Annotated in this window: 14 protein-coding genes; 1 reads left to right on the forward strand and 13 read right to left on the reverse strand. The window is 31.9% G+C overall.

From position 1 onward, the window contains the following. Positions 1 to 189: 189 nt before the first annotated feature. The 3 genes from CHB72_RS00920 to CHB72_RS26160 form a co-directional block, all read right to left on the reverse strand. On the reverse strand, positions 190 to 1,335 hold the full coding sequence (locus tag CHB72_RS00920; protein WP_089280978.1) for an iron-containing alcohol dehydrogenase: 1,146 nt from the start codon (positions 1,333 to 1,335) through the stop codon (positions 190 to 192). Between the two features lie 23 nt (positions 1,336 to 1,358). Then, entirely contained in the window at positions 1,359 to 3,326 is a 1,968-nt protein-coding gene (locus CHB72_RS00925) for an oxidoreductase (protein WP_089280979.1), read from the reverse strand. Positions 3,327 to 3,597: 271 nt separating this feature from the next. After that, on the reverse strand, positions 3,598 to 3,744 hold the full coding sequence (locus CHB72_RS26160) for a hypothetical protein (RefSeq protein WP_176431121.1): 147 nt from the start codon (positions 3,742 to 3,744) through the stop codon (positions 3,598 to 3,600). A gap of 189 nt (positions 3,745 to 3,933) precedes the next feature. On the opposite strand from CHB72_RS26160, the gene lexA reads away from it, so the two are divergent. Beyond that, a complete protein-coding gene (gene lexA / locus CHB72_RS00930) occupies positions 3,934 to 4,560 on the forward strand; it encodes a transcriptional repressor LexA (RefSeq protein WP_089280980.1) in 627 nt (208 codons plus the stop codon). A gap of 28 nt (positions 4,561 to 4,588) precedes the next feature. On the opposite strand, the gene CHB72_RS00935 is transcribed toward lexA, so the two are convergent. The 10 genes from CHB72_RS00935 to miaB all read right to left on the reverse strand — a co-directional run bounded on the left by CHB72_RS00935 (position 4,589) and on the right by miaB (position 15,773). Then, complete coding sequence (locus CHB72_RS00935) at positions 4,589 to 5,857, reverse strand: methionine gamma-lyase family protein (protein ID WP_089280981.1); 1,269 nt, start codon at positions 5,855 to 5,857, stop codon at positions 4,589 to 4,591. 36 nt (positions 5,858 to 5,893) lie between these two features. After that, complete coding sequence (locus CHB72_RS00940) at positions 5,894 to 6,091, reverse strand: hypothetical protein (RefSeq protein ID WP_089280982.1); 198 nt, start codon at positions 6,089 to 6,091, stop codon at positions 5,894 to 5,896. 10 nt (positions 6,092 to 6,101) lie between these two features. Then, the gene (locus tag CHB72_RS00945) at positions 6,102 to 6,665 is read right to left on the reverse strand and encodes a hypothetical protein (protein WP_089280983.1); all 564 of its coding nucleotides are present in this window, start codon (positions 6,663 to 6,665) and stop codon (positions 6,102 to 6,104) included. After that, positions 6,643 to 7,251 (reverse strand): GTP-binding protein, encoded by a 609-nt coding sequence (locus tag CHB72_RS00950; RefSeq protein WP_089280984.1) that lies wholly within the window; start codon positions 7,249 to 7,251, stop codon positions 6,643 to 6,645. Before CHB72_RS00950 ends, CHB72_RS00945 begins: the two co-directional genes overlap by 23 nt. Next, positions 7,251 to 8,228 (reverse strand): AAA family ATPase, encoded by a 978-nt coding sequence (locus CHB72_RS00955; protein ID WP_089280985.1) that lies wholly within the window; start codon positions 8,226 to 8,228, stop codon positions 7,251 to 7,253. The genes CHB72_RS00950 and CHB72_RS00955 overlap by 1 nt, the downstream gene beginning before the upstream one ends. Positions 8,229 to 8,338: 110 nt before the next feature. Continuing rightward, a complete protein-coding gene (gene hfq / locus CHB72_RS00960; protein WP_089280986.1) occupies positions 8,339 to 8,581 on the reverse strand; it encodes an RNA chaperone Hfq in 243 nt (80 codons plus the stop codon). A 112-nt stretch (positions 8,582 to 8,693) separates the two neighbouring features. Continuing rightward, positions 8,694 to 9,638, reverse strand: a complete 945-nt coding sequence (gene miaA, locus CHB72_RS00965; RefSeq protein WP_089280987.1) for a tRNA (adenosine(37)-N6)-dimethylallyltransferase MiaA — start codon at positions 9,636 to 9,638, stop codon at positions 8,694 to 8,696. A gap of 11 nt (positions 9,639 to 9,649) precedes the next feature. Then, positions 9,650 to 11,506 (reverse strand): DNA mismatch repair endonuclease MutL, encoded by a 1,857-nt coding sequence (mutL, locus tag CHB72_RS00970; protein WP_089280988.1) that lies wholly within the window; start codon positions 11,504 to 11,506, stop codon positions 9,650 to 9,652. Between the two features lie 11 nt (positions 11,507 to 11,517). Further along, complete coding sequence (gene mutS, locus CHB72_RS00975) at positions 11,518 to 14,118, reverse strand: DNA mismatch repair protein MutS (protein ID WP_456297864.1); 2,601 nt, start codon at positions 14,116 to 14,118, stop codon at positions 11,518 to 11,520. Positions 14,119 to 14,345: 227 nt separating this feature from the next. Beyond that, complete coding sequence (gene miaB / locus CHB72_RS00980; RefSeq protein WP_242974995.1) at positions 14,346 to 15,773, reverse strand: tRNA (N6-isopentenyl adenosine(37)-C2)-methylthiotransferase MiaB; 1,428 nt, start codon at positions 15,771 to 15,773, stop codon at positions 14,346 to 14,348. Positions 15,774 to 15,798 lie beyond the last annotated feature (25 nt).

A 15,798-nucleotide genomic window follows, 5' to 3' on the forward strand; every position in this document is an offset into this window, starting at 1 on the left:
CCTCCTTAACAGTCATTATGGATATCCTCCAGGATTTTTAAATAATTATAAAACTGCTTCCTGACATCTTCATAAAAAGTAATTCAATTAGGGCTTTGTCCGTCATTCAACAGTTTCAGTGGGAGATTGAACTCCCACTGAAAAAATTAAGTGGAATCCGCCGCCTATAGAGGCGGTGTACATCTTAATTTAGCTATAATTATCGTACATGTTTTCAAGTATGGTTGTAACTTCCTCTTTAGATAATTGTCTTGGTATAAAGTTAAAGCAAGCATCATCAATAACCATATCTGCTGTACTAATTAGTTCATCTTTTGATATTTCTAATTCCTTTAAGGATTTAATGTTTATCTCTTTAGCAAATTTTCTTATTTCTGTAGCTACTATCTCTCCAATTTCCACTTCTGTTTCTTTTCCAATAAAAGCAATTCCCATAGCTTCTCCTACAATTTTTACTTTTTCTGCATTTATATCAGCTGCATATTTCATCACTTCAGGTAATGCAAGAGCACAAACAATACCATGGGTAATGTGGAATTTAGCACCCACTGCATGAGCTATAGCATGACCTAAATGCACTAAGGAATCATTAAAGGCAATACCAGCAAAATTACTTGCTAATAGGAGATTTTTTCTTGCTTCAATGTTTTTACCATCATCTATAGCTATTGATAGATAGGTTTTTACTTTTTTTATTGAATCCACTGCAAGCAGTTCAGACTTTGGATTTGGAAACTTTGCTGTAATTGCTTCTGCTGCATGTGCAAGCGTATCCATACCAGTATAGGCTGTTATATCAGCAGGAACCGTTATAGTAGCTTCTGGATCTAAGATGCCTAAAGTAGCATTACATATAACTGAGTTTTTAACATTATTAATTGTGTCAGTTACTACACCTATAGATGTACTTTCACTTCCTGTTCCAGCAGTTGTTACAACCATTACTACAGGTACTCCTGGATTATAGAAAGGATTTCCAAAATATTGATTTATTGGGGTTGGATTATTAACTAATACGTTGATGGCTTTTGCTGCATCCATCGGGCTTCCACCACCTATAGCAACGATTCCATTTATTTTTTCTGCCTTAGCTAGTTCTCCACCTTCATTTATAATATAGTCAGGTGGATCAGACACTACTTTATTAAACTCTACAATTTCCAAACCTGCTTCTAATAAACTTTTTTTTGCTGTAGCATAAAATTCTTGCTTTTCAACCGTTTCATCTGACACTATCATAATCTTGCTACAACCAAGATTTTTAACTTCTTCACCTAATAAATTAATTGTTCCACTTCCATAGATTATTGGACATGTTTGTGCATATTTTCCCATTTCTTCTTTCCCCCTTTTATAATTTATAAAGTAAATGCATTTACATATCCTGCTTCTATTGCATCTCTTATTTTTCCAACTTTTTTAGCATCGCCAAGCAGTTTAACATTTTCAAAGTTTGATTTTATTTCAGCTACTAATTCATCATTAGATTGTGTACCAATAGAAATAACAATATTATCAAAGTTAAATTCTTTCTTTTCCCCACCTTCCATGACTTCAAAAATTACATTGCCATCTTTTATACTAGTCAATTTATGTTTTGGATATATCTGTACACCTAATTTTTCGATATGTCCCATTACATCTATAAGGTTTTGGAAATATAATCCTGGCCCTATATTATCAGCCATTTCAAAGATGCTTACTTCATTACCATCTTCAGCTAATAAATGAGCTGTCTCTATACCTGTCATTCCAGAACCAATTACGGCAACTTTTTTACCTATTAGTTCTTTATTTCCACTTAATATGTCAATACTTGATAAAACTTCGTCACCATCAATTCCTGAAATAGATTTTGGTAGGACTGGATTTGAACCATGTGCAATAAATACTGCATAAGGATCTAATGCTTTTAGTTCTTCTATAGTGGCAGGGGTATTTAATCTTATTTCTACTCCTAATTTTTCCACCTGCACTCTCAAATAGTCTATTAACCAATTGATTTTGTCTTTTTTAGGTGGCTTATTAGCATATTGTAATTGACCACCTATTTTGTCGTTTTTTTCGAAAACTATAGGTTTATATTTTCGCTTTGCTAAAATTCTTGCCGCTTCTAAACCTGCAGGACCTGCTCCTATTATCGCTACAGTTTTTCCTTCGCCATCTTCCCTTAAATTACTGTATTCTAATTCTTTTCCAGCTTCTATATTGATACCGCATTGACATGGTGTTGAGGTCATATCAGTTGAACTCAATGTTTCCATACAGTGAAGACAGGATATACACTTTCTAATTTCATCAGTTCTACCTTCTTTTGCTTTACTAGACCATTCAGCATCAGCATAATGCTGTCTGGCAGAACCTACAAAGTCAACTTTTCCTTCTGCTAAGATTTGTTCTGCATATTCAGGGTCTCTAATAACAGCAACACCTATTACTGATATATTTACTGATTTTTTTATAGTTTCAGACAAATGAATTTTCCATCCTTGTTGAAAAGAGGAGGGTTCCCAAGCAACATTCATACTTTCATAAATTCCAGAACTTACATCTAGTGCATCTACCCCTAGTGCCTCTAGTCTCTTAGCTATCTTGACACTATCCTCAAGCTGAAGTCCTTTTCCTGGTAATCCTATAACTCCTAAAAATTCGTCTACAGACAATCTAACTAATAAAGGATAATCCTTACCACACCGTTCTCTTATTCCAACAATTATTTCTTCTAAAAATCTCATTCTATTTTCAAAGCTTCCACCATACTTATCTGTTCTTTCATTGGTATATGGACTTAAAAATTCATTTATTAGATATCCATGGGCTCCATGAACTTCAACACCATCTATTCCTGCTTCTTTGAGTCTTACTGCAGCTTGTATAAATCTTTCTACCATATCAGAAATTTCTTCTGTTGTCATAGTTGTTACTGGTTGATGTACAGCATTACATTCAATAGCACTTGGTGCAAGCATAGGTAAATTCTGATTAATAGCGCTTATACCTTGTCTTCCTGGATGGTATATTTGTACAACTATTTTACTGTGGTACTTATGGATCGCATCCGCCAGTTTCCTTAAGCCAAGTATGAACTTGTCGTGGGATACAGTTATTTGATGGGTATTACCTTTTCCTCTTAAATCTTCAACAATAGCACATTCTGTAATTATGGTTCCTATGCCGCCTTTTGCCCTTGCACTATAAAAGGCAATATCTTCTTCTGATACAGTACCATCTGTATTTGCCAAATAATTTCCCATAGCTGTCATCACAATTCTATTTTTTGTTTCCATTGTTCCAATTTTACCCTGCGAAAATAAATTTTTTAACACTTTAACGCCTCCTTTTAGTTTGAATACGTGCCTTTTATAAGCAAGCAATTATATTGTTTTTTTTTGACATAATTATTTATAAGTATATGTTCTCTTGATTACTCACACTTTTATATTAGAATCCTTTTATCAATTTGTAAAACACCTAACTATTGTATTAGACACAACATTTTCAGATAACGTTTTCATAATGTAGTTTTCAAACATCTTTTCAGATGAAAAGCATGTGATGTCACCTAATTTAGTACTAAGGGCAAATAAAAACACACCTTTACTTCAATAGAAATGCTAGAACATCCTGTACTTCTGGTGCAATATAATTTTCTTTCATGAATAGCTTCATGTTGGCTATCCCTTGTATAACTGAATAATATAAAAGAGATAGTTTATATGGATTTCCTGACTTAAATTCTCCCATCATTTGTCCTTCCTTAATCAATTCTACAGTATTCTACAGTATGTCGTTAACTGGTTAGATGAGATATAGAATTGTTTCGAACAAACGTTTGATAATCCTTAATACATATGATATACTTAGTTTATAAAGAAAGATAAGACTAGATAAGAAACTAGATAAGAGAAAGATAAGAAAGGAGTCTTTATTTCTATGTATGAAGATTTAAGTAATAAACAGATGGAAATACTGCAATATATGAAAAATGAAATAAATAAAAAAGGTTATCCTCCTTCAGTAAGAGAAATTTGCCTCGCTGTTGGTTTAAAGTCCACTTCTACTGTACATGGACATTTAAATAAATTAGAAAATAAGGGTTATATCAGAAAGGACCCCACAAAGCCTAGAGCTATAGAAATCCTGGATAATGATAGTACATATGATTTTAAGATACATAAAGAGATGATCAATGTTCCAATTATAGGTAAGGTTACTGCTGGAGAACCTATTTTAGCAGTTGAAAATGTAGAAGAAATGTTTCCTCTGCCTGCTGACTTTTTAAATCATAATAATGAAGATGTTTTTATCCTTTCTATTAAAGGAGAAAGTATGATCGAGGCTGGAATCTTAGATAAGGACTATGTTGTTGTTCGAAAACAAGCCCATGCTTCCAATGGTGACATTATCGTTGCTTTGCTAGACAACGAAGCAACAGTGAAAAGGTTTTATCGTGAATCTGATCATATTAGATTACAACCAGAGAATAAATTTATGGAGCCTATAATAGTTAAAGACATAGCTGTTCTTGGAAAAGTAATTGGGGTATTTAGAAAAATATAGGGAGGTTTTATACCCCCTATATTTTTTACTATAAATTCTTAATGTTTTGTAACGCCATTAATGCCCCTAGCTTGCTATGTTCATAAGTTAATCCCCCTTGAAAATATACAATATAGGGAGATCTTATTGGAGCATCTGCACTAAGTTCTATAGAGGACCCTTGTACAAAGGCACCAGCAGCCATAATAACTGGATCATCATATCCTGGCATATCCCATGGTACAGGTGTAACAAATGAATCTACAGCTGCTGCAGCTTGTATACCTTTGCAAAATGCTATGACTTTTTCTTTCTTTTCCAACTTAACCGCTTGAATAATGTCACTTCTATCTTCATTATACTTTGGCTTAACTTCATAACCAGCTTCTTCAAATAGTTTGGAACAAAAAACTGCACCTTTAATCGCTTCACTTACTATATGTGGAGCTAAAAAAAGTCCCTGAAACATAGTTCTTGAGAGTCCAAAGGTAAGTCCACATTCTTTCCCAATACCTGGCGAAGTAAGCTTATAAGAAATTAATTCTATTAGTTCTCTTTTGCCAACGATATATCCCCCTGATAAAGCTAATCCTCCACCAGGGTTTTTGATTAAAGACCCTGCCATAATATCTGCCCCTACTTCTGTGGGTTCTTTAGTATCTAAAAACTCACCATAGCAATTATCAATCATACAAATGACCTCAGGATTTTTCTTTTTTACGAAATCAATAATACTTTTAATCGTATCAATATTTAATGCTTTTCTAAATCCATATCCTGTAGATCTCTGAATATATACTAGTCTTGTTTTTTTTGTAACCTCATTCTTGATTAATTCAAAATCAACTTCTCCATTTTCTAAAAGATCGATTTGCTTATAGTTTATACCAGTATTTTTAAAGTTTCCTCTATAATCACCACTAATACCAATTAGCTCATTCAATGTATCATAAGGCTTACCGGTAACAGCAAGCATTTCATCTCCACCATGAAGTAATCCTGTTAAACATAAGGTCAGAGCATGGGTACCATTTGCGATAGTAGGTCGTACAATAGCATCCTCTGTACAAAAAACCTTTGCATAAACTTCTTCTAATTTATCTCTACCTATATCATTATAGCCATAACCTGTTGTCCAATTAAAGTGTTGATCACTTAATCTTGATTTCTGCATTGCATTTAAAACCTTATATTGATTATAAGCTTTGATAGAATCAATTTTAGCAAATGTTTCTTGTAATTTTTTTTCTATTTCTTCAGTTTTTTCAATAATACTTTCATCAATATTAAATAAACTAGATAATATATGATCCTGCATTTATTTCTTCCTCCTCTTTTGTACATTCCATGCAATCTATTTAAATGAATTTTTATTTACTGAGTTATTCAGACAGATCGGACACTTTTTATTATTATAGTAATCTAGCTTCAGTTCAATAATTGCATGATTTTTAGCCCTCTCTCGGCCTTCTTTTATACCAATTCTTCTACCAATGCTATAGCCTAATAGTACCATTGTTAAACAAGCTATTAGTATGTATCCATATAACATTATATCCCTCCTATATTCTAGAATACAAGTGGTTTATTAAAAAGCTTGATGATAATATAATCATCGTATTCATCAAAGATATTATAATACATAGAACCAATAGTATGCCACTTACTAGAATTACCTCTCCTTTGCCATATTTGTTAACAAAGTTTTTAAAACCATATTTGAAATCATATTGATAATCCTGCAAATCATCAAGTAATTGGATAAGAAAAATCGATATAAAAGCAATTGCAAAAATATCAAAAGGTATTAACAATAGATTAATGCAAAAAAGAATGATCATTTCTTCATAACCTTTTAACTTGAAGGGTAATCTTTGATGAGGAAGATGAAACATACCTATCATATAGGCGGAAGTAAATAGTGCAAAGATTAGCTGCGATTCTAGTAGCATCGCTATAGCCAAAAACAAAAGACAATAGGGAAGCTTATACTCCATAACATCTCTGTAAAGATTACTTTGAGATCTTGTATTGGTTTTATCATCATCAATTTCATCATCCAAAAGCTTGATCACAATTCCTATCAATAATATTCCAAAATACTTACTCAATATTTCTAGAAACAAATTTCCTCACCTCTTTAAATCCTATTTGCTTAAGAGCAGATGTTGGGATGATATAAGTATCCTTGAATTCTTTTTTTAGAAACTCTAGCCCTTCTAACCCTTCTCTTAAATCAATTTTATTAGCTAAAATACAGTAGGCCCCTTTAGAATTGCCATATTGATTTATTTGGTAATCAATTTCACTTATTGTACTTGTTTGTTTCTTATAGATACTAGAAGCATCAATCATATGTATAATAATATTAGCTATGTATAAATGCTTTAAGGTTTCTGCCATAGATATTCTAATGGACTCATCTTTGTTTATCCCATCTATTAATCCTCCCGTATCAAGTAATACAATATCTGTTTTCCCCTTATATATAGGAATAGATAGTTTCATCTTGCAGACCTCTTTTGTTTTGAAAGCAGTTGAACTTATTAAATAGCTTTTTGCAGCCTTAATAGAATACTTTTTAACACTCTTTTTACCTTCAAAATCAGTAAATTCTAAGATACAGCTATTCATACCTAAGTATTCTGCAAAATTCAGAAAGAATGATGTCTTACCTACATTGGGCTTTCCTAATAATATACAATTACTCATTATCCTTCACCATCCATAAAATCCTCTCTTTTTAAAGTAATTAAATCATCCCTTGTACAATAAGGCTTATCGCTTAATCTTACTGCCTGTTTTCTGATAGACCTTTCAATTAGATTTCTTACCAGCCTAGCATTACCAGAGTATCTGCCCTCATTTATTCTTTTCGATGCTAATACATTGTAAAGCTTTGCTCTAGCAGATTTTGAAACAGTATATTGTCTTTCTTCAACCATTAAATCAGCAATATCTATTAATTCTTCTATTGAATAATCCTTAAAATCTATATGTATAGGAAATCTTGATTTTAATCCTGGATTCACTTTTAAAAAATTATCCATTTCTTCTTCATATCCGGCTAAAATTAAAATGAAATCATCTTTATAATCCTCCATAGCCTTCACCAATGCATCAATTGCCTCTTTACCAAAATCCTTTTCTCCTCCTCTTGCTAAAGAATATGCTTCATCAATAAAAAGAATGCCTCCCATTCCTTCTTTGATTTGCTGTCTAACCTTTAAAGCAGTATGACCAATATATTCTCCTACTAAATCAGCTCTTTCAACTTCGATAAGATGTCCTTTTTCTAGTAATCCCCTTGCCTTAAATATCCTTCCTAAAAGCCTAGCCACTGTAGTTTTACCAGTTCCAGGATTCCCTTTGAAAATCATATGTAATACGAGAGAAGAGGCATTTAATCCTTGTAATCTTCTTTTTTGCTGTATTTCTACATAGGCCAATATTTCATTTACCATACTCTTAACTTCCGTTAAGCCTATTAATTGATGTAATTCCTTCATAATATCTTCTAGTGATTCTTGACATTCTTTTGCAGTAGCTTCTTTTATTCTTTGATCTTCCATAGTCCTACTTGTCTTGGCATTTATAATAAGATGATTTAAAAAGTCATTGCTTCTAATATCGCCTCTTCTAATTAGCTCATATAAATAATCAATCTCTTTTCTATTTTTGCTTGTCATATCATCACCTCAAAAACATACTATATTATCATATTCTTTAAACATAAGAAATGTTCCATAAAAAAAACTTCTCTATCATGAATTGATAGAGAAGTTTACTTTGAAGTTTTCTATTCTCCAGTATTTTTATTGTTCTGCATGAAATTTACAGCACTTCCAGGAGAAATAGTTGAAATCGCATGCTTATAAATTAATTGCTGTTTACCGTCACTGTCTAAAACGATTGTATAATTATCAAATCCCCTAACTAGACCCTTGAGTTGAAATCCATTTACCAGATATATTGTAATTGGAACACTTTCCTTTCTGACTTGATTTAAAAAAATATCTTGCAAATTGATATTATTTTTCATCTTTTACCCTCCTTGAATTTATCCTTATACTTTACATTCAGGCAATAATGCTTGAACGTTCATTTAATAATTATCTATCTATTATATCTATTGTCATACTAATATTAGTATTCTATAAGATATCAAAATGTCCTTCAACATACTCCATAATATTATCAATTAATTTTTCATTTGAAGTATATTCTGATAAATTGTACCATTTCATCTTTTCTAATCTTTTAAACCAGGTTAATTGTCTTTTAGCATATCTTCTGGTGTCTCTCTTTAATATTTCTATTGCTTCTATAAGGCTATACTCACCCTTTAGATGACTTATTATTTCCTTATATCCTAGACCTTTAAAGGCTACTAAATCTTCACTATACCCTAAATCAATAAGGCTTTTCACTTCTTCAATAAGCCCATTATTCATCATTATATCAACCCGCTGATTAACTCTCTCATAAAGTTCTTGTCTATCTCTAGTTAAACCTATTAATACAAGATCATATTCATTATTGAATTTTACATCCTTATGAAAATCTCCAATACTATCTCCACTTTCGTTAAAAACTTCTATAGCTCTAATGACTCGTTTCACATTATTTTTGTGAATTCTTTCTGCTGCTTGAGGATCAATTGCTTTTAATTTATTATGTATATATTCATTACCATACTCAAGTGCTTCTTCCTGCAGTTGATTTCTTAAATCCCAGTTTGAAACTGTACTTGTAAAATCCATATCATAAATGATTGAATTAACATATAGTCCGGTTCCCCCTACTACAATTGGTAATCTATGCTTATGATTTATTTCTGTAATTAGTTTTCTTGCTTCTTTTTGGAATACCGCAACTGAATATTCTTGATCTGGATCTATGATGTCAATTAAATGGTGAGGAACACCTTTCATTTCTTCAGGAGCTGGCTTAGCTGTTCCAATATCCATATATTTGTAAATCTGCATTGAATCAGCTGATATGATCTCTCCATTTAATCTTCTGGCTAGTTCAATGGAAGTATCTGTTTTGCCAACAGCTGTTGGACCAGCAATTATCAGCAACTTCTTCTTATCCAAAACATCTCCCCCTATTGAATTCTTTTAAAATTCTTTTCTATTTCATACTTTGTTAGTGACAGTAAAATAGGTCTACCATGGGGACAAGTAAGTGGAGGCTCTATTTTACATAAATCTTTTATTAACTCATTCATTTCACTAAGGCTTAATTTGTCCGATGCCTTTATAGCTTCTCTGCAAGACTTTCTAATAATCGTTTCTGTAAAGTATTCTTCATTATAGTTATCGTTTTTTAACTCATCTATGACCTCAAATAAGAAGTCATAATTTTTTGGTTTTCCCATGACTAAGGGAACTTCTCTAATAATCATCGTATTCATACCAAAGCTTTCGATTTCAAAACCAAGATTTTTAAATTTATCTAGAAACTGTGTAATGAAGGAATAGTCTTCATTAGATAAGTGTAAAATCTCTGGGCTTAACAACCTTTGGGCTGTGATGCTATTTTCTTTAAATTGCTGTGACAATTTGTTATAAACTAATCTTTCATGTGCAGCATGTTGGTCTATAAGGAACATAGAAAGTTCTTTTTCTACAATGATATAGGTATTAAATAGTTGACCTATAATTTTATAATCTTTTAATAAATTACTTAGAAAACTTTCTTGAGTTGTTTCTGACTCCTCAAAAGTTTCACTAACCTGTGGACTGAATTCTTCTTTATGATCAATAGAAAGTTTTATATTTTCATTTTGTTTCGTGTCAATTTTATTTTCATTAGGTTCTTTCATAGCGATCTGTAAACTATTAGATTCGTTGTTATTATGTGTATTATAAGTGCTTTTATTCTCTTTAAAATTGTTATGATAAAAAGTTTTATCCAGCCATAAGTTTTTGCCTTCATTATTTTTTTTCATCACTAAGGAAGGAATTGTGACATTTTTTCTTAAACAAGATGTAACTGTATTATGAATGAGACTATACACTATTTGTTCTTCATGAAATTTAATTTCTGTTTTTGTTGGATGCACATTGACATCGATTAGGTTTGGATCTATATTTATGTTTAAAATGCATACTGGAAACTTATTAATAGGTAACTTTTCCTTATATGCGTCTTCTATAGCCTTTGAAATCAGTTTGCTTTTAATATATCTACCATTTACAAAAACAATCTCATAGTTTCTATTACCTCTGACGTATGTAGGTTGACTAATAAATCCATCTATTTCTATCTGGTTCGTTTTAATTTTTGTTGGCAATAGATTTTTAACTAATTCTTTATCTAAGATAGATAAAATTGTCTGTTCCAAGTTATTATTGCCAGGAGTAGTAAACATAATATTGCTATTGTTAATATATTTAAAGGCTATATTAGGTTGACTGAGGGCAAGTCTTGAAATGATCTCTCCTATTTTTGTTGCTTCAGCTTGCGAGCTTTTCATAAATTTCAATCTTGCAGGTATGTTAAAGAATAGATTTTTTACAATAATCGTTGTTCCATTAGGAGCACCGATCTCTTGTCTATTAACAATATCTCCTCCAACAATATCTAAAGAAACACCATGTAATTGTTCCTTAGGCTTTGTGATTATTTGCGCTTGAGATACAGCAGCAATACTTGCTAATGCCTCTCCCCTGAAGCCTAATGTAAGAACAGAATTTAAATCTTCTACAACTTCTATTTTAGAGGTAGCATGCCGCATAAAAGCTATTTCTACATCTTCATCATCGATGCCTACACCATTATCACTAACTCTAATATATTTTTGGCCCCCCTCTTTTATTTCTACTACGATATTGGAAGCACCAGCGTCGATAGCATTCTCTATTAACTCTTTTATAACGGAGTAAGGCCCTTCGACTACTTCACCCGCGGCAATTTTATTTATCGTTAAATCATTCAGAATCCTTATTACTTTACTCATTCAAGGCCTCCTTAAACACCGCTAGCTTTTTTCTGCAAGCGATAAAGAATATTTAATGATTCTATAGGTGTTGTCTCCATCAAATTTAAAGCTTTTATTTGACTAATAATTTCTTCATTATCAATATCTAAGAAATTTAGTTGTTGATTATTGACATTACCCTGTAGAGGATTTTCTTTGATTACGATATCATGCTTTGCTAAATCATTTTTTTCTAAGTCCATTAATATTTTTTGGGCTCTACCTATAACAGCTGTAGGAAGTCCTGCAAGCTTAGCAACTTGAATTCCATAACTCTTGTCTGCACTTCCCTCTATAACCTTTCTTAGAAAGACGATATTGTCTTCTTCTTCTTTAACAGCAATACGATAGTTTTTAACTCCTTCAATGATCCCTTCTAATTCTGTTAATTCATGATAATGGGTAGAAAAAAGGGTTTTGCATTTCAAAGCTTGACTAATATGTTCAATGACTGCCCATGCAATACTTAAGCCATCAAAGGTACTAGTCCCTCTACCTATTTCATCTAATATCAGTAAGCTGTTCATCGTCGCATTACTCAATATATTGGCCATTTCACTCATTTCAACCATGAAGGTGCTTTGCCCTTGACTTAAATCATCACTGGCTCCAACTCTAGTAAAGATTCTGTCAACTACGCCTATCGTAGCACTTTCAGCTGGTATAAAGGACCCTATTTGTGCCATTAAAACAATTAATGCAACTTGTCTCATATAGGTAGATTTGCCTGCCATATTGGGTCCGGTTATTATGGAAATCTCATGCTTTTCTCGATCAATAATCGTGTCATTTGATATAAAGCCATTATTGTTTATCATTTTCTCTACCACTGGATGTCTTCCATTGCTAATAATGATTTTATGATCATTATTAACTAAAGGTTTGATATATCCATTTTCATAAGCTGATTCTGCCAGTGAGTACAGGGCATCTAATTGCGCAATAGATTGAGCAGTGTTTTGTATATTAGGCACCTCTTTTTCTATTTCCTTTCGAATTTCTAGAAAAAGCTGATATTCTAATGTTATCACTTTTTCTTCAGCCCCCAGCACCTTTGATTCCATCTCTTTTAACTCAGGTGTTATATATCTTTCACAATTTGCTAAGGTTTGTTTTCTTATGTAGTCGTTAGGAACCATATGGAGATTAGATTTTGTAACCTCTAAATAATAACCAAAAATTTTATTGTAGCCTATCTTTAAGGATTTAATTCCTGTTCTTTCTCTTTCTTTTGTCTCTAGACTGCTGATCCAGCTTTTCCCCTCTTTTGAAGCGTATCTCAATTCATCTACATCCTGATTATACCCATTTTTTATGATGTTTCCTTCTTTTACATTAATTGATGGTTCATCTAGTATCGCATTTTCTATTAAATGCTTAACTTCTTCATGATTACTTATTTTTGATAAAATATCTTGCAAAAATGTAGATTCTTTATTTGATAATAAATCCTTAATTGCAGGCAGACAAGCTATAGAGTTTTTTAGGGCAATTAAATCTCTTGGATTAACAGTGCCATAAGCAATTTTACCGGATAACCTTTCTAAATCATAAATGTCTTTTAAGTATTCTTTTAACTCTTTTCTCAATAGCAAGTCTTCTTTAAATATTTCTACAATACTTAATCGGTTATTGATACTTTCAATATCCAATAAAGGTTCTTCAATCCATCTCCTCAGTAATCTTCCTCCCATTGAAGTCATGGTTTTATCGAGAACCCACAATAGAGAACCCTTTTTCTTCTTCTCCCGAATCGTTTCAGTTAATTCAAGATTTCTCCTAGTATTTAAATCTAAAATCATTGTATCCTTCAATGTATATACTTGTATTCTTTTCAGATGATTTAGTGTTCTTTTCTGGGTTGATTTTAAATAATCAATCAAAGCCCCTGTGGACTGCACACCTAAATGTTTATACTCAAATCCTAATCCTTCTATAGAAATAGTATTGAAATGGCTCTTTAACTGTTTTGTTGCATATTCATAATCAAAGTGCCAATCTTCATAGTCATTTATATATAAATTAAGCTTTTCTCCACAATCTGTTATTAGATCTTTTAGTAAAGGATCTTCAACATAATAAATAATCTCTTTTGGGTGGACTTTACATATTTCATCATGTAGATTTTCCTTAAACTTTTCCTTTACTATTTCAGTTGTTAGCAGTTCACCAGTTGAAATATCAACATAGGTTATTCCAACACCTTTACCCTTACCATATATTGACATTAAATAGTTGTTCTTTTTTTCTTCCAACAGCTCTGTATCGATTAAAGTACCTGGTGTAATAACACGAACAACATCTCTCTTCACAATACCTTTAGCCTCTGCAGCATCCTCTACCTGGTCACATATAGCAACTTTATATCCTTTTATGATCAACTTATTAATATAGTTATTTACTGAATGATAAGGGACACCACACATAGGAGCCCGTTCCTCAAGACCACAGTCTCTTCCTGTAAGAGTAATTTCTAGTTCTCTAGAGGCGACTAAAGCGTCGTCAAAAAATAGCTCGTAAAAATCCCCCAACCTAAACAGCAATAATGTATCATTATATTGATTTTTAATTTCCATATATTGTTCCATCATGGGCGTTAACTTTTTCAAAAATAAAACCTCCTAATAAAGAAAATCATAGGTTAATTATATCAGATAAGTATTGATAGAACAAAGTCAACATTACTTATTGATACTAATATCAATTATGATAAGATCTGTTATGATTTTTTGCAATAATCTTTATTTTCTTCAAACAAAAACTGGCTATATGAAGAAGCCAGTTTCATCTAACAAAACGCTATGTCGTAGACGTACACCTATAGAATTTCACCATTCAAAGAAAAGGTTTTGGGTTCAGTAATTTTTACCATCACAAGCTTACCTACCAAAGATTTACCTCCATCAAAATTGACTAATTTGTTTTGTCTTGTTCTGCCCATCAGTCTATCTGGATCAGTTTTACTGGGTCCTTCCACTAAAACCTCAACTTCTTTATTTAAATAATTCTTATTAATTTCACCACTTATTTGATTGATCATTTCTACTAGTTTGTTGAATCTACTATGTTTTGTTACGTCATCTACCTGTTCTTCCATCTTTGCTGCTGGCGTTCCTTCTCTTATTGAATATAAGAAGGTAAATGCAGAGTCAAACCTAACCTTTTCTACTATATCTAAAGTGCCTTGAAAATCTTCTTCGGTTTCTCCTGGAAAACCTACAATAATATCTGTTGTTAATGCTATATTAGGTATAGTGTCCTTCATCTGATGAACTAAGTCTAGATAACTTTCTTTTGTATAATTTCTGTTCATCTTTTTCAATATGTGATTGCTGCCAGCTTGAAAAGGAAGATGTATATGTTCACATACCTTTTGACATTCAGCTATTGCTTTAATTAACTCCTGCGATAAATCTTTAGGATGAGAAGTCATAAATCTAATTCTTTCAATACCTTCCACTTCATTGAGCTCTCTTAAAAGATCAGCAAAATCAGTTTTTACTTCTAATGTTTTTCCGTAAGAATTTACATTTTGACCTAATAAAGTAATTTCTTTAGTACCGTTTTTTGCTAAATCAATCACTTCATTAAGAATGTCTTTTACTTCCCTGCTTCTCTCCCGACCTCTTGTGTAGGGAACGATACAATAGGTGCAAAAGTTATTACAACCATACATAATATTTACAAAGGCTTTAATGTCATATTTCCTAATTGACTGAATACCTTCTATTATTTCTCCCTCTTGCTCCCATACTTCTACCAGCATATTATCTGCTTGTTTACAGTTTGCTAATAGTTCAGGAAAGTTATGAAGGTTGTGGGTACCAAAAACTAAATCTACATGTCTATACTTTTTTTTGATCTCATCAACTACTTTAGGCTGTTGCATCATACAACCACATACTGCTATGATCAAATCACTATTTTTTTGTTTTAATGGTTTTAGGGCTCCTAGATTGCCATAAACTTTTAATTCGGCATTTTCTCTTACACAACATGTATTATATATAATTAAGTCTGCGGTTTCTTTTTGAGTAGTCTCTGTATAACCCATATCCTTCAGCATCCCTAATAGCTTTTCAGAGTCATGTTCATTCATTTGACAACCGTAGGTTACAATCATTACCTTTTTTTCTTTCCCAGTTTTCTCAAATATTTCTTTATTTCTATAGGATATTTCCTCTATTATTTCTTGTTGTCTTTGTAGGTCAAGAGAATTGACTTCATAACTACTTTGTCTTTTCAAAACTATTTCCTCCTTATAGTATAAC

The sequence above is a fragment of the Anaerovirgula multivorans genome (assembly GCF_900188145.1).
GTDB classification, from domain to species: domain Bacteria; phylum Bacillota; class Clostridia; order Peptostreptococcales; family Natronincolaceae; genus Anaerovirgula; species Anaerovirgula multivorans.